General features: G+C 66.5%; 14 protein-coding genes. 11 read left to right on the top strand and 3 right to left on the bottom strand.

Annotation, left to right across the window (positions count from 1 at the left end):
* Positions 1 to 94: 94 nt before the first annotated feature.
* Both pspA and pspM read left to right on the top strand, forming a co-directional pair.
* On the top strand, positions 95 to 916 hold the full coding sequence (gene pspA / locus MSP7336_RS20240; protein WP_113964437.1) for a phage shock protein PspA: 822 nt from the start codon (positions 95 to 97) through the stop codon (positions 914 to 916).
* A gap of 12 nt (positions 917 to 928) precedes the next feature.
* Positions 929 to 1,729, top strand: a complete 801-nt coding sequence (gene pspM, locus MSP7336_RS20235) for a phage shock envelope stress response protein PspM (RefSeq protein WP_069397963.1) — start codon at positions 929 to 931, stop codon at positions 1,727 to 1,729.
* On the opposite strand, the gene MSP7336_RS20230 is transcribed toward pspM, so the two are convergent.
* Positions 1,713 to 2,135, bottom strand: a complete 423-nt coding sequence (locus MSP7336_RS20230; RefSeq protein WP_069397962.1) for a limonene-1,2-epoxide hydrolase — start codon at positions 2,133 to 2,135, stop codon at positions 1,713 to 1,715. The genes pspM and MSP7336_RS20230 overlap by 17 nt on opposite strands.
* Before the next feature lie 36 nt (positions 2,136 to 2,171).
* Between MSP7336_RS20230 and MSP7336_RS20225 the strand changes: the two genes are divergently transcribed.
* From MSP7336_RS20225 to recX, 6 genes are all read left to right on the top strand, one after another.
* The gene (locus MSP7336_RS20225; protein WP_113964436.1) at positions 2,172 to 3,344 is read left to right on the top strand and encodes a glycosyltransferase; all 1,173 of its coding nucleotides are present in this window, start codon (positions 2,172 to 2,174) and stop codon (positions 3,342 to 3,344) included.
* Positions 3,345 to 3,353: 9 nt separating this feature from the next.
* Positions 3,354 to 3,545, top strand: a complete 192-nt coding sequence (locus MSP7336_RS20220; RefSeq protein WP_069397960.1) for a DUF3046 domain-containing protein — start codon at positions 3,354 to 3,356, stop codon at positions 3,543 to 3,545.
* Between the two features lie 241 nt (positions 3,546 to 3,786).
* Positions 3,787 to 4,575: a PPE family protein, SVP subgroup gene (locus MSP7336_RS20215; protein ID WP_113964435.1), complete on the top strand. Its 789-nt coding sequence runs from the start codon at positions 3,787 to 3,789 to the stop codon at positions 4,573 to 4,575.
* A gap of 50 nt (positions 4,576 to 4,625) precedes the next feature.
* The gene (locus MSP7336_RS20210; RefSeq protein ID WP_069398067.1) at positions 4,626 to 5,780 is read left to right on the top strand and encodes a PPE family protein; all 1,155 of its coding nucleotides are present in this window, start codon (positions 4,626 to 4,628) and stop codon (positions 5,778 to 5,780) included.
* Positions 5,781 to 5,960: 180 nt separating this feature from the next.
* On the top strand, positions 5,961 to 8,105 hold the full coding sequence (gene recA / locus MSP7336_RS20205) for an intein-containing recombinase RecA (RefSeq protein ID WP_113964434.1): 2,145 nt from the start codon (positions 5,961 to 5,963) through the stop codon (positions 8,103 to 8,105).
* Positions 8,071 to 8,604 carry a recombination regulator RecX gene (recX, locus tag MSP7336_RS20200; protein WP_069398069.1) on the top strand — a complete coding sequence of 178 codons (534 nt, stop codon included), beginning with the start codon at positions 8,071 to 8,073 and terminating at the stop codon, positions 8,602 to 8,604. Before recA ends, recX begins: the two co-directional genes overlap by 35 nt.
* Here the strand turns inward: recX and MSP7336_RS20195 are convergent.
* Positions 8,601 to 9,074, bottom strand: coding sequence for an OsmC family protein (locus MSP7336_RS20195; protein WP_113964433.1), 474 nt, complete (start codon positions 9,072 to 9,074; stop codon positions 8,601 to 8,603). The genes recX and MSP7336_RS20195 overlap by 4 nt on opposite strands.
* Positions 9,075 to 9,153: 79 nt before the next feature.
* Here MSP7336_RS20195 and miaB point away from each other — a divergent pair, with 79 nt between their 5' ends.
* Together miaB and MSP7336_RS20185 are read left to right on the top strand one after the other, a co-directional pair.
* Positions 9,154 to 10,608 carry a tRNA (N6-isopentenyl adenosine(37)-C2)-methylthiotransferase MiaB gene (miaB, locus tag MSP7336_RS20190; protein WP_280524370.1) on the top strand — a complete coding sequence of 485 codons (1,455 nt, stop codon included), beginning with the start codon at positions 9,154 to 9,156 and terminating at the stop codon, positions 10,606 to 10,608.
* Entirely contained in the window at positions 10,605 to 11,195 is a 591-nt protein-coding gene (locus MSP7336_RS20185) for an Rv2732c family membrane protein (protein WP_113964431.1), read from the top strand. Before miaB ends, MSP7336_RS20185 begins: the two co-directional genes overlap by 4 nt.
* Here MSP7336_RS20185 and MSP7336_RS20180 read toward each other — a convergent pair.
* Positions 11,192 to 12,508, bottom strand: coding sequence for a DUF349 domain-containing protein (locus tag MSP7336_RS20180; protein WP_069398073.1), 1,317 nt, complete (start codon positions 12,506 to 12,508; stop codon positions 11,192 to 11,194). The two genes, MSP7336_RS20185 and MSP7336_RS20180, sit on opposite strands and share 4 nt — an antisense overlap.
* Positions 12,509 to 12,820: 312 nt before the next feature.
* Here MSP7336_RS20180 and MSP7336_RS20175 point away from each other — a divergent pair, with 312 nt between their 5' ends.
* The gene (locus MSP7336_RS20175; RefSeq protein WP_069398074.1) at positions 12,821 to 13,738 is read left to right on the top strand and encodes a DMT family transporter; all 918 of its coding nucleotides are present in this window, start codon (positions 12,821 to 12,823) and stop codon (positions 13,736 to 13,738) included.
* The last annotated feature ends 8 nt before the right edge of the window (positions 13,739 to 13,746 follow it).

The following is a 13,746-nucleotide window of genomic DNA, read 5'->3' as shown; positions in this document are numbered from 1 at the left end:
GGCTGACGTACGTTCAACAGAAGGTGCGGCGATGCGCGCCGAACCGATAAATTGAGCGGCAGGAGTCGATCGACAACGAAGGCGGAGTCAACTCATGGCCAATCCGTTCGTCAAAGGGTGGAAGTACCTGATGGCGCTGTTCAGTGCGAAGATCGATGAGCGCGCCGACCCCAAGGTCCAGATCCAGCAGGCCATCGAGGAAGCCCAGCGCACCCACCAAGCGCTGACCCAGCAGGCCGCACAAGTGATCGGCAACCAGCGTCAACTCGAAATGCGGCTCAATCGGCAGCTGGCCGACATCGAAAAACTCCAGGTCAACGTGCGTCAAGCGGTCACGCTGGCCGACCAGGCCACCGCGGCAGGGGACACGGCGAAGGCCGCGGAATACAACAACGCCGCCGAGGCGTTCGCCGCGCAGTTGGTTACCGCCGAGCAGAGTGTCGAAGACCTCAAGGGATTGCACGACCAGGCGCTGCAAGCAGCGGCGCAGGCCAAAAAGGCCGTCGAGCAGAACGCGATGGTGCTGCAGCAGAAGATCGCCGAGCGCACCAAGCTGCTCAGCCAGCTGGAGCAGGCCAAGATGCAGGAGCAGGTCAGCGCGTCGCTGCGGTCGATGAGCGAGCTTGCCGCGCCGGGCAACACCCCAAGCCTCGACGAGGTGCGCGAGAAGATCGAACGCCGCTACGCCAACGCGCTGGGCGCCGCCGAACTCGCGCAGAATTCGGTTCAGGGCCGCATGCTCGAGGTCGAGCAGGCCAGTGTGCAGATGGCCGGGCACTCGCGGCTGGAACAAATCCGAGCGTCGATGCGTGGCGAGGCGTTGCCCGCCGGCGGGACAACTGGCGCCAACACCGCCACCCCGGCCGCGCCGGCGAAGCCCGCCGAAGCCGCCCAAAAGCCCATCGGGCAGCAGTAGACGGGGAAGGCGATGGCGGTGAAGTCGAGTCACGGCGTTTTCCAGCGCGGTTGGGAGATCGCCGGAGAGCTCAGCGACTTTGTCGCGCACAAGATCAGCGTTGTCACCGATCCGCGGGCGCGGCTGCTGCGCCGTCGTCGTCGCGCCCTGCGGTGGGGCTTGATCTGTGCCGCCGGATGTGTGTTCTGGGGGCTGGTGACCGCGGTGCTGGCGGCATGGGGCTGGTTCGCGTTGCTGCTGCAGATCACCGGCGCGGTCGCCGTTGCCCTGGCGATTCCGGCGACGCTGCTGCTGCTTCGCTATCGCTGGTTGCGCGCAGAACCGTTGCCGCCGCAACGGCCCGCCAGCACGCGTCGGCTGCCGCCACCGGGTTCGGCCGCGCGATCAGCGATGTTCGCGCTGGGCGCGTCCGAGCGTGGCTTCTTCTCGCTGTTGGGGGTCATGGAGCGGGGCGAGATGCTGCCCGCCGCCGAGATCCGCGACCTGACCGCCGCGGCCAACCAGACCGCCGCCGCGATGGCGGCAACCGCGGCGCAGGTGGTGTCGATGGAGCGGGCAGTGGCAGCCACCCCGCAGTCGCGGTCTTATCTGGTGCCCACTATCAACGCGTTCACCGCGCAGTTGGGTACTGGCGTGCGTCAGTACAACGAAATGGTCACCGCTGCAGCGCAATTGGTGTCGTCAGCCAACGGGACGCCGCTGCCCAACCAGCGCTATCGCGACGAACTGACCGCCGCGACGGATCGCCTGGTCGGTTGGGCGCAGGCGTTCGAGGAACTCCGCGGGCTGCCAGGCTTTAGAACCGCGCTTTGAGCGAGGGCAACACCAACGCGGCCAGGCCGCGCACCGTCGCCTTCAAGATGTCGTAGAAGTCGAAATAGTCGCGCCACAGCGTGATTCGCCCGTCGTGCACTTCGAATACGCCGCAGATCCAGAACTGCAGCCGTAGCGGTCCGAAGATCAGCGCGTCGGTGCGCTCGGTGAGAACTGCGGCGCCGTCGCCGGCGATGCGGTGGATCTTGACCTCGAATCCGGCGCGGCCCTCCATCCGCCGAAACAGCTTCATCGCCCGGTTCCGGCCGTAGATAGTCGGCAGACCGACGTTCTGGTACACCAGGTCATCGGCCAGTGCAGCCTCGACCGTGTCGAAGTCCTGGTCCTGCAGCGCGTTCAGAAAAACCTCAACGGTACGGGTGTTTTGGGCGGTCTGCTCAGTCATGGTCGCCAGCTTAGAGGTTTGTGACAAGGTAGGGCAGTGCGCGTCGCAGTGGTCGCCGGGCCGGATCCGGGGCACTCGTTCCCCGCGATCGCGCTGTGCCAGCGTTTTATTGACGCGGGCGACGCACCGACGCTGCTCACCGGAACTGAGTGGCTGGAAACCGCCCGCGCTGCGGGTGTGGAAGCCGTCGAACTGTTGGGCCTCGATCCCACCGCCGCCGACGACGACCGCGACGCCGGCGCCAAGATTCATCAGCGTGCCGCGCGGATGGCGGTGCTCAATCTTCCCCAAATGCGAGATTTGGCACCGGATCTGGTGGTGTCCGACGTGATCACCGCCTGCGGCGGAATGTCGGCGGAGCTGATGGGCACACCGTGGGTCGAGCTCAGTCCGCATCCGCTGTATTTGCCCTCGAAGGGGTTGCCGCCGCTGGGGAGTGGACTGGCGCCGGGGACGGGCTTGCGCGGTCGGTTTCGCGACTCGGTGATGCGGGCGTTGACGGCGCGGTCGTGGCGTGCAGGCCTACGGCAACGAGCGGCGGTCCGTGTCGAGATCGGCCTGCCCGCCCGCGACCCCGGGCCGTTGCGGCGCCTGATCGCCACGCTGCCCGCGCTGGAGGTGCCGCGACCGGATTGGCCGGCCGAAGCGATCGTGGTGGGTCCGCTGCACTTCGAGCCGACCGAACAGGTGCTGGCCATTCCGCCGGGCTCCGGGCCGGTGGTCATCGTGGCGCCGTCGACGGCGCTGACCGGCGCTCGCGGGATGGCGCAACTCGCGTTGGAATGTCTGGTGCCCGGCGACGGTTTGCCGGTTGGCTCGCGGGTGGTGGTGTCGCGGCTCAACGGCCCCGATCTGACGGTGCCGCCCTGGGCGGTGGTCGGGCTGGGACGCCAAGACGCGTTGCTGGCAGATGCCGACCTGGTGGTCTGCGGTGGTGGGCACGGGATGGTGGCCAAGACGTTGCTGGCCGGCGTGCCGCTGGTGGTGGTTCCAGGCGGCGGGGATCAGTGGGAGATCGCCAACCGGGTGGCACGGCAGGGCAGTGGGCTGCTGGTTCGGCCGCTGACCGCCCAAGCGCTGGTGGCAGCGGTCGGTGAGGTGTTATCTGCGCCGAGCTACCGCGATGCGGCGCGACGGGCCGCGGCGAGCATCGCCGAAGTCGTCGATCCGGTGCAGGTGTGCCGCCAGGCGCTGAGCCACGCTGTATAACTTGTATCTGTGCGCTTAACAGATTTCCACGAACGTGTAACCCTGCGATTTGGCGCTACCTATGGTGCGTCGGTGCTGGCCGATCACGTGCTGACCGGTTTCGGGCGTACCGCCGCCCAAGCGATCGAAGACGGCGTCGAGCCGCGTGAGGTGTGGCAGGCGCTGTGCGTGGACTTCGACGTCCCCCGCGACCAGTGGTGAGTTTCTGCCCATCTCGCGTTTCAGCGCGGGTTCATTGCGACTTTTTGTCTTAACCGGTTGCCTCGGTTGCCTTAACGGGCCGATGAATTACCTACCCGTGATAGTCGTACGTCACGGGTAGGACCGTTAAGAAACTTCGCAAATCTCTCTGCTCCATTTCGTCAGCAGAACGACCCATGCGGGTGTACCCAGATCACAAGGCTCGTTTAGGGCGCACTTTATTAAACGTGAGGAGAATTGCATGTCTTTCGTGACCACACAACCTCAGGCGTTAACCGCCGCGGGCGCCAAGCTTCAAAATATCGGTTCGGCGATGTTCGCCGCGAATGCGGCGGCTGCAGCGCTGACCACGAACATAAGTCCCGCCGCTGCCGATGAGGTATCAGTGCTGCAGGCGACACAATTTTCTGCCTATGGCGCCCTCTATCAGCAGATTAGTACCCAAGCCACGGCGATTCACGAAATGTTTGTGCACGCGCTGGGCACCAGCGCCAATTCCTATGACGCCACCGAGGCCGCGAATTCCGCCGTCGCCGAGTCGTCCCCATTGGGGACGTTGGCCAGCCTCGCCGGAAATATTTTCAACGTCGGCCCGGGGAACATTGGCAGCGCCGCATCGGATCTGTTGGAGCTGGGCGCGCTGAACTGGTCGACCGCTCCAGGCACCGCTGCCCTGAGCGGTACCGATGCTCTCGGCGCGGGCTTAGGTGGGGCAGTCCTGACGGGCGCGGCAGGGCCAGCGGGCCGTGCCGGCCTGGGTGGGGTATTGGCGGGCGTGGGCGAGGCGCCCTCAGTTGGCGGGTTGTCGGTGCCTCCCAGCTGGACCGGGATGGGCGCACCGGGATCCAGCCCTGTCCCCGCCACGCTGGCCGGCGGGGGTTGGACCAGCGCCGCGCCGGAAAGCACGCGGGTCGCGACGATGCCGGCCGGTATGCCCGCGGTCGCCTCGGCCGGGCGCGGAAACTTCGGGTTCGGAGCCCCGCGCTACGGCTGCAAGCCCACGGTGATGCCCAAATCAGCGGTCGTTTAGCAACCAGCGGTCAATAGATCGAATCGCTTTGGCAGAGACAGGATTTGAAAATGGATTTCGGAGCATTACCCCCGGAGGTCAATTCCGGACTGATGTACGCGGGTCCGGGGGCGGGGCCGATGATGGCCGCCGCATCGACGTGGAACAGTCTGGGCGTCGAGTTGCGCACTACCGCCTCCTCCTATGAGTCGGTGATCTCGATGCTGACCGGCGACGAATGGCTGGGGCCGACGTCGGCGGCGATGGCGGCGGCAGTTGCGCCTTATGTGGCGTGGATGAACACCACCGCCGCGGCCGCCGAGCATGCGGGCGTCCAGGCCATGGCCTCTGCGGCTGCCTTCGAGGCGGCTTTTGCGATGACGGTGCCTCCGCCGGTCATCGCGGCCAACAGGGCCGCACTGGCGGTGCTGGTCGCGACGAACGTGCTGGGGCAGAACATGCCGGCGATCGCGGCCAACGAGGTTCTCTACGCCGAGATGTGGGCCCAGGACGCCACCGCGATGTACGGCTACGCTGCCTCGTCGGCGGCCGCCGGAATGTTGAGTCCGTTGACGTCGCCGACGCCGACCACCAACCCGGCCGGGCTGGCCGGCCAAGCCGCCGCGGTCGCCCAGGCCGGCGCCTCTGGCACGCAAACGGGGTTGTCACAGCTGATCTCGACCCTGCCCACCGCGGTTCAAGGCCTCGCCGCCCCGCTGGCAGGGTCTGCGGCGTCACCATCGGGTCTCGCCGGACTCAATGCCTTCTTCGGCAATGCGTTTCTGGAGGGGGCAACGAACCTTGGGGCCTGGAACATGTTCGCCGGCATATACGCCGGGGTCGCGGCTGCACGTGTCGGTTCTGGTCTGCTCGGCGGCGCAGCAACGGTCGCAACCGGCGGATTGGGCGAAACGGTCCTGGCGAGTGCGGTGGGCTCGACGGGTGCCGCGGACTTCGCTGGAGCGCCGGTGCTGGCGGGCTTGGGTCAGGCGTCCTCGGCGGGTGCGTTATCAGTGCCGGCCAGTTGGTCGGTGGCCACCCCGGCGAGCGCTGGCCCCACGACGTTAGCGGGCGCCGGTTGGACGGCCGGCGTCGAAGAAAGCACACCGGTAGCAATGCCGGCCGGGATGCCGGCGGTGGCCTCGGCCGGGCGCGGTGGCGTGGGTTTCGGCGCCCCGCGTTATGGCTTCAAGCCCACCGTGATGCCGAAATCCGTGGTCGTCTAGCACCAGAAGGGACTGGGGACTTCCTAGCGTCTGGTGCGGCGTGTCAACTTGAGTCGAACAGGTGTTCGGCTACTGTGGTGAGCGTTCACGACAGCGGCTTGTCGGTGGGCTGTTCTAGCGTCGCGGCCAACTGACCAAGACCGGTCAACTTCAACACCGACCACATCGAGAGGTAGCACCATGACGCAAGCCCCTGATCGCGAGAAAGCTATCGAACTGGCGATAGCGCAGATTGAGAAGAATCACGGCAAAGGTTCGGTGATGCGCCTGGGCGACGAGGTGCGTCAGCCGATATCGGTCATCCCGACCGGCTCGATCGCCCTGGACGTTGCCCTGGGGATCGGCGGCCTGCCGCGTGGCCGTGTCGTCGAGATCTACGGCCCGGAATCCTCGGGTAAAACCACCGTCGCTCTGCACGCGGTGGCCAACGCCCAAGCGGCCGGAGGTATCGCGGCGTTCATCGACGCCGAGCACGCGCTGGACCCCGAGTACGCCAAGAAGCTGGGCGTGGACACCGATTCGCTGCTGGTTTCCCAGCCCGACACCGGTGAGCAGGCGCTGGAGATCGCCGACATGCTGATTCGCTCCGGCGCTCTTGACATCCTGGTCATCGACTCGGTGGCCGCGTTGGTGCCGCGCGCGGAGATCGAAGGCGAGATGGGCGACAGCCACGTCGGGCTGCAGGCCCGGCTGATGAGTCAGGCGTTACGGAAAATGACTGGGGCACTGAATAATTCGGGCACCACGGCGATCTTCATCAACCAGTTGCGAGAGAAAATCGGAGTGATGTTCGGGTGCATGAATTACTCCACTCGTGTAACCCTGGCCGACGGCTCCACTGAAAAGATCGGCAAGATCGTCAACAACAAGATGGACGTCAAGGTGCTGTCCTACGATCCGGACTCCGACCGGATTGTGCCTCGAAAGATTGTGAACTGGTTCAACAACGGACCGGCCGAACAGTTCCTGCAGTTCACGGTTGAGAAGTCCGGCGGCAACGGTAAGTCGCAGTTCGCGGCAACGCCCAATCACCTCATCCGCACGCCTGCTGGCTGGACCGAGGCGGGTGACCTCAATACCGGAGACCGTGTATTGGCCGCCGAACCCCATCTTCTCAGTGACCAGCAGTTCCAGGTTGTGCTCGGTTCGCTGATGGGTGACGGGAACCTCTCACCCAATCGGCGGGATCGCAATGGCGTCCGCTTCCGGTTGGGACACGGCGCCAAACAGGCGGAGTACTTACAGTGGAAGACCGCGTTGATGGGCAACATCGGGCATACGGTGCGAGAGAACGCCAAGGGTGCAAGCTTTGTCGACTTCACCCCGCTGCCAGAGCTTGCCGAGTTGCAGCGCGCGGTTTACCTAGGAGACGGTAAAAAGTTCTTCTCCGAGGAATATCTCAAAGCGCTGACGCCACTAGCGCTGGCGATCTGGTACATGGATGACGGTTCATTCTCTTTGCGTTCCAACGGGTTGCAGGAACGTACAGTCGGCGGTAGCGGGCGCATCGAGATTTGCGTCGAGGCTATGACTGAAGGTACGCGGGTACGGTTGCGCGACTATCTCCGTGATACCCATGGGTTGGATGTACGTCTGCGCTCCGCCGGCTCGGCCGGCAAGGCGGTGCTGGTGTTTTCCACGGCGGCGACAGCGAAGTTCCAAGAGCTGGTCGCTCCCCACATGGCGCCGTCCATGGAGTACAAGCTACTGCCGCGGTTCCGTGGTCGAAGCACCGTGAAGCCGCAGTTTGTCGAGCCGACGCAGCGGCTGGTGCCGGCACGGATTCTCGATGTGCACGTCAAGCCGCGCACCCGATCGATGAATCGCTTCGACATCGAGGTCGAGGGCAACCATAACTACTTCGTCGATGGCGTAATGGTGCACAACTCCCCTGAAACGACAACGGGCGGAAAGGCTTTGAAGTTCTACGCCTCAGTTCGTATGGATGTCAGACGGATCGAGACGCTCAAGGACGGCACTGACGCAGTGGGCAACCGCACCAGGGTCAAGGTTGTCAAGAACAAGGTGTCGCCACCCTTCAAACAGGCCGAGTTCGACATCCTCTATGGCAAAGGCATCAGCAGAGAAGGTTCGCTGATCGACATGGGGGTGGATCAGGGCTTCATCCGCAAGTCCGGCTCCTGGTTCACCTATGAGGGCGAGCAGCTCGGTCAGGGCAAGGAGAATGCCCGTAATTTCCTGCTGGAGAACGCCGACGTGGCCAACGAGATCGAGAAGAAGATCAAGGAAAAGCTCGGCATCGGTGCGGTGGTGACCGATGGCTTGGCCGATGACAGCGTCCTGCCCGCCCCCGTCGACTTCTGACGGGGAGCCGGCTCGCGAGGAGCAGGCGCGGGCGTTGTGCCTGCGCCTGCTCACCGCGCGGTCGCGCACTCGCGCCGAGCTGGCCGGCCAGCTGGCAAAGCGGGGATACCCGGACGACGTGAGCGCTCGCGTCCTGGACCGCCTGGCCGCCGTCGGTTTGGTCGACGACGCCGATTTCGCCGAACAGTGGGTGCATTCCCGTCGGGTCAACGCCGGAAAAGGCAAGCGGGCGTTGGCCGCTGAATTGCGGACCAAGGGTGTCGACGACGACGTGATCACTGCGGTCCTGAGCGACATCGACGCCGGCGCGGAGCGGGAGAAAGCCGAACAACTGGTGCGGGCCAGGCTGCGGCGAGAGACGCTCAACGACGCGAGCGACGAGGCCCGGGTGTGCCGACGATTGGTTGCGATGCTGGCGCGCCGCGGCTACGGCCAGACCCTGGCCTACGACGTGGTCAGCGTCGAGGTCGCCGCCGAACGGGAGCGCCGCCGCGTCTAGCCGCTTGCCTCGGTTGCGATTTCGATCTGCGGCACAACCTCGACCTCGGTGCGCAGCGAGTTGGCGATGTAGCAGTCGCGATGCGCCGCCTCCACCAGGCGACGGATCTGGTCGACGGTCGAGCCGGCCGCCACGATGATCCGCGGCCGCAGCGTAATCCGACTGAGGCGCACCGGATTGTCGCGGGGCATCACACCCTCGGCATCATCGGCATAGGCCAGTACGTCGACTCGTGCGCGCGCTGCCACCGCCAAGAACGACAGCAGCTGGCAGGACGAGGCGGCCATTACCAGCAACTGTTCGGGGTTGAGGTGGTCGGGCTGACCCAGGAACGCCGGGTCGGCGGAAAGCACCAGCGAGTCTTGTGCGGGATCGGCGGTTGCCGCATGCTCGCGCGAGTAGTTCCGGTACCCACCCCCGGTGGAACCACTCCACTGGCAGCGGGTGCGGTAGGTGTGCGCCGTTTCCATCGGCTCAGCCTGGCATAGGGCGCAATGACGCCACCGTCCGATTCTCGCTGCCGCACCACACCGCCGTACCATGGCCTTCGTGACTTCGACGCTGGCGCCAAACGTGGGCAGGACCTATGAGGTCCGCACCTACGGCTGCCAGATGAACGTCCACGATTCGGAGCGGTTGGCCGGGCTGTTGGAGGCCGCCGGCTATCGGCGCGCACCGGACGGCACCGACGCCGACGTCGTGGTGTTCAACACCTGCGCGGTGCGGGAGAACGCCGACAACAAGCTCTACGGCAACCTGAGCCACTTGGCGCCAAGGAAGCGGACCAACCCCGACATGCAGATCGCGGTGGGTGGCTGCCTGGCCCAGAAGGACCGGGACACGGTGCTGCGCAAGGCGCCGTGGGTTGATGTCGTTTTCGGCACGCACAACATCGGGTCGTTGCCCACGCTGCTCAACCGGGCCCGCCACAATCGGGCCGCGCAAATCGAAATCGCCGAAGCGTTGCAGGAGTTTCCGTCGAACCTGCCGACTGCCCGCGAATCCGCTTATGCCGCATGGGTTTCTATTTCGGTCGGGTGCAACAACAAGTGCACGTTTTGCATCGTGCCGTCGCTGCGCGGCAAAGAGGTCGACCGCAGTCCGCACGACATCCTGGCCGAAATACGGTCGCTGGTCGCCGACGGTGTGCTCGAAATTACGCTGTTGGGCCAGAACGTCAACGCCTACGGCGTGTCGTTCGCCGACCCGGCCTTGCCACGCAACCGCGGCGCCTTCGCCGAGCTGCTGCGAGCGTGCGGGCGCATCGAGGGCCTCGAGCGGGTGCGCTTCACCTCGCCGCATCCGGCCGAGTTCACCGACGATGTGATCGAGGCGATGGCGCAGACCCCCAACGTCTGCCCGGCTCTGCACATGCCGCTGCAATCCGGTTCGGACCGGATATTGCGGGCGATGCGGCGGTCCTACCGCGCCGAGCGTTACCTGGGCATCATCGACCGGGTCCGGCGGGCGATGCCGCACGCGGCGATCACCACCGATCTCATCGTCGGGTTCCCCGGTGAAACCGAGGAGGACTTCGCGGCCACCCTCGATGTCGTGCGGCAGGTCCGGTTTTCCAGCGCCTTCACCTTCCAGTACTCCAAGCGTCCCGGCACGCCTGCCGCCGAATTCGACGGCCAGCTGCCCAAAGCCGTCGTGCAGGAACGCTACGAACGCTTGGTGGCGCTGCAGGAGCAGATCTCGCTGGAGGAGAACCGCGCCCAGATCGGGCGCACCGTCGAGTTACTCGTCGCCACCGGCGAAGGACGCAAAGACACCCGCACGGCGCGGATGAGTGGGCGGGCCCGTGACGGGCGGCTGGTGCATTTCACGCCGGGAGGAGAACACGTGCGTCCCGGCGATGTCGTCACCACGGTGATCACCGACGCGGCACCACACCACCTCATTGCCGACGGCGCGATGGTCTCCCACCGCCGGACCCGCGCCGGCGATGCACATGACGCACCGCGGGGTGTCAGTCTGGGTATGCCGGCGGCGCGGCGATGAATTCCGGCGAGTTCGACGCCTACCGTGCCGACATGGAAGCCGCCGAACAGCGGGTAGCCCGCGAAATCGATCCCGGGGCAAGGGCTGTGGTGGTTTCGATCCTGGTGTTCGTGCTCCTGGCGTCGTTCATCCTGCCGCATACCGGCGGTGTGCGCGGCTGGGATGTGCTGTTCGGCGGTCCGGTCTCGGCCGACGCTGCGGTGGCCCTGCCGTCGCGGGTATTCACCTGGCTGGTGTTGGTGTTCAGTGTCGGGTTTTCAATGCTGGCGCTGCTGACCCGGCGCTGGGCGCTGGCCTGGGTGGCGCTGGCCGGCTCGGCGCTGGCCAGCGCGGTCGGTCTGCTGGCAGTGTGGTCGCGGCAGACCGTGAGCGTGGGACATCCCGGTCCCGGTGTCGGCTTGATCGTCGCCTGGATCACCGTGATGCTGCTGACATTTCACTGGGGCCGGGTGGTGTGGTCACGCACGATCGTGCAGCTCGCCGCCGAGGAGCAGCGCCGCCGCGCCGCCGCCGAGCAGCAGTCCCGCAGCTTGCTGGAAACCCTGGACGACAAGGCCGACAAGGACATTCGACGCGAGGACGGCTAAGACTTCAGCGCGTCCGCGGCCGCGTCGGCCCACTGCCGCCACTGTTCGGCGTTCGCCCTGGCTTCCTCGGCTTCTTCCTCGCGGCCGGCCGCCTGTGCCTTTTGAGCCTGCCGCTCGAACTGCTCGGCCCGTGCCCGGAACTGTTCAGCGCGCGCCCGTGCCTGCGGATCCGTCCAGTCTGATTCACTCGCCTCGCGCACCTTCTTTTCCACCGCACGCAGTCGGCGCTCCAATTCGGCCGAGCGCTCCCGCGGCACCTTCCCGATCGCGTCCCACTTCTCGGCGATCGACCGCAAGGCCGCCCGGGCGGCGTCGAGATTGGAAATGTCGATCTTTTCTGCCTCGGCCAGCAGCGCCTCCTTGGCGGTCGCGTTGGCCTGCAGCTCCGCCTCGCGTTCGGCCGTCGCGGCATTGCGCGCTTGGAAGAAGGTGTCCTGGGCGGCCTTGAAGCGACGCCACAGCGCGTCATCGACGTCGCGGGCGGCCCGCCCTGCGGCCTTCCAGTCGGCGAGCAGCTTGCGGAACTTCGCGCTGGTGGCAGCCCAGTCGGTGGAGTCGGCCAATTCTTCGGCCTGCACACACAATCGTTGCTTGGCTTCGCGGGCACCGGCCCGTTCCCGGTCCAGCTCCGCGAAATGCGAGCCACGCCGCCGGTTGAACGTTTCGCGGGCCGCCGAATAGCGCTTCCACAACGCGTCGTCGGTCTTGCGGTCCAGACCGGTGATCGTCTTCCATTCGTCGAGAATCGCCCGCAGCCGGTCGCCGGCCGCTTTCCACTGCGTCGAGTTCGCCGCCAGTTCCTCGGCCTCCGCGGCCAGCGCCTCTTTGCGGGCGGTCTGCGCGGCGCGGTGTTCCTCGCGTCGGGCGCGATCGGCGGCCGCGACGGCCTCGGCGCGTTCGCGGATACTCGCCAGCCGAGCGGCCAGCGCATCGACGTCGCCGAGCACGCTTGCCGTGGGCAAGGTCTCGGCCAGCGCCGCGGCGGTGGCTTTGATCTTGCGGGCGTCGCCGGTGCCGGCGTCGAGCCGCTCCTCCATCACCGCGACCTCGGTGGACAGATCGTCGAAGCGCCGACCGAAGTGGGCGAAGGCGGCTTCGGTGTCGCCGGCCTGCCAGGAGCCGATCACCCGCTCGCCGGAGCTGGTGATCAGCCACACCGTGCCGTCGGGGTCGACCCGGCCGAACCGGTGCGGATCGGTCGTCAGCGGCGCTGGGATCGGGTGCGGAGCCGGTCGGGGTGTCGGCCGGGGCCCGGGACGCGGTCCGGGCCGGGGAACCGGTCTGGACTGGTCGCTGTTCGGTTCGTCAGCCATGCCCCGTCACCTACCCTTCGCGTGGGTTGATCCCACGCACCTGCCGCGCGTTGCGACGCCGTCTACAGCGCACCCATCAGTTGCGCACCCATCAGTATTGAAGCAGCTTGCCGAGCGGCGCGCCGCCAGCTTGCTCTTCCGGTATCCGCGACCAAGACATGGAACACTGGACCGGCAGTGGGAACAAACCCGCCTGGGACGCTGGTCGCGCTGCCGGGCCGGTAAGAGGCATCGGTCGCTTGGTCGCCGGATTCGCCCAGCGCAAGAGCAGAGGTAGCGGCTTCCGGGCCGAACACGGCAAGGAGGTCATTTATGTGGAGGGTAGAGGTCGCGGCGCTGATCGCGCTGTGCGCCGCGTTGGCGTCGGCGTTCGGCGACGTGATCCGTCAACGCTCCGCCCAGGAGATCACCGACCAGCAGGTCGGGCATCTCAAGCTGTTCGGGCTGTCACTGCGTGACCCCCGGTGGTGGCTGGGCGGGGCGGGAGCAGTCGCCAATTACGCGCTGCAAGCCGGTGCTTTGGCCCTGGCCTCGGTGATGTTGGTGACATCGCTGCAGGTGACGTCGCTGCTTTTCGCGCTGCCGATCTATGCGCGATTGACCGGTTACCGGGTGACCCGCCTTGAGTGGATGTGGGCGGCGCTGCTTGCCGCCGCGCTGGCAGTGGTCGTCATCGTCGGTGACCCGGTGGCCGGGCGCCATCGTGCGCCGGTGGAAACCTGGATGACGGTGATCGTGGTCGTGGGTCCGGTGTTGGTGCTGTGTGTGGTCGGCGCGCGCATCTGGTCGGGCAGGGCCGCGTCGGCGGTGCTGCTGGCCGTGGTGGCGGGCTCGTCACTGGCGTTGTTCGCGGTCCTGACCAAGGGCGTCGTCGAATTGCTCGAGGGCGGCTTCGGGGCGGTGGTGCGGGCGCCCGAGTTCTACGCGTGGATCGCGGCCTCGCTGGCCGGGATGATCTTCCAGCAGTCCGCGTTTCGCGCCGGCGCGCTGACCGCCTCGTTGCCGACGATCACGGTGGCCAAGCCGGTGATGGCGTCGGCGCTCGGCGTGATCCTCCTCGAGGAAAGCTTGCGGGTGGAAGGTCCAGAAGTTCCTGTGCTGATAGCGGCGGTCGCGGTGGTCATCGCCGCTACGGTGGCATTGGCCCGCGGCGAGGCCGCCGGCCTTGCGGCGGGCACGGGGCGCGACGTGCAAATGACCCACCAAACCGCGGCATTCGCCGAAGGATAGTTTTGGTG

Origin of the sequence: Mycobacterium shimoidei (assembly GCF_900417275.1) — a bacterium.
GTDB classification, from domain to species: domain Bacteria; phylum Actinomycetota; class Actinomycetes; order Mycobacteriales; family Mycobacteriaceae; genus Mycobacterium; species Mycobacterium shimoidei.
The sequence above is the reverse complement of the archived record's forward strand: the minus strand, read 5'-3'. Positions and strand labels throughout refer to the sequence as shown.

Coding starts and splice junctions, on each gene's coding strand:
- pspA (WP_113964437.1), top strand. CDS start 95: ATGGCCAATCCGTTCGTCAAAGGGTGGAAGTACCTGATGGCGCTGTTC.
- pspM (WP_069397963.1), top strand. CDS start 929: ATGGCGGTGAAGTCGAGTCACGGCGTTTTCCAGCGCGGTTGGGAGATC.
- MSP7336_RS20230 (WP_069397962.1), bottom strand. CDS start 2,135: ATGACTGAGCAGACCGCCCAAAACACCCGTACCGTTGAGGTTTTTCTG.
- MSP7336_RS20215 (WP_113964435.1), top strand. CDS start 3,787: ATGTCTTTCGTGACCACACAACCTCAGGCGTTAACCGCCGCGGGCGCC.
- MSP7336_RS20210 (WP_069398067.1), top strand. CDS start 4,626: ATGGATTTCGGAGCATTACCCCCGGAGGTCAATTCCGGACTGATGTAC.
- recA (WP_113964434.1), top strand. CDS start 5,961: ATGACGCAAGCCCCTGATCGCGAGAAAGCTATCGAACTGGCGATAGCG.
- recX (WP_069398069.1), top strand. CDS start 8,071: ATGACAGCGTCCTGCCCGCCCCCGTCGACTTCTGACGGGGAGCCGGCT.
- MSP7336_RS20195 (WP_113964433.1), bottom strand. CDS start 9,074: ATGGAAACGGCGCACACCTACCGCACCCGCTGCCAGTGGAGTGGTTCC.
- MSP7336_RS20185 (WP_113964431.1), top strand. CDS start 10,605: ATGAATTCCGGCGAGTTCGACGCCTACCGTGCCGACATGGAAGCCGCC.
- MSP7336_RS20180 (WP_069398073.1), bottom strand. CDS start 12,508: ATGGCTGACGAACCGAACAGCGACCAGTCCAGACCGGTTCCCCGGCCC.
- MSP7336_RS20175 (WP_069398074.1), top strand. CDS start 12,821: ATGTGGAGGGTAGAGGTCGCGGCGCTGATCGCGCTGTGCGCCGCGTTG.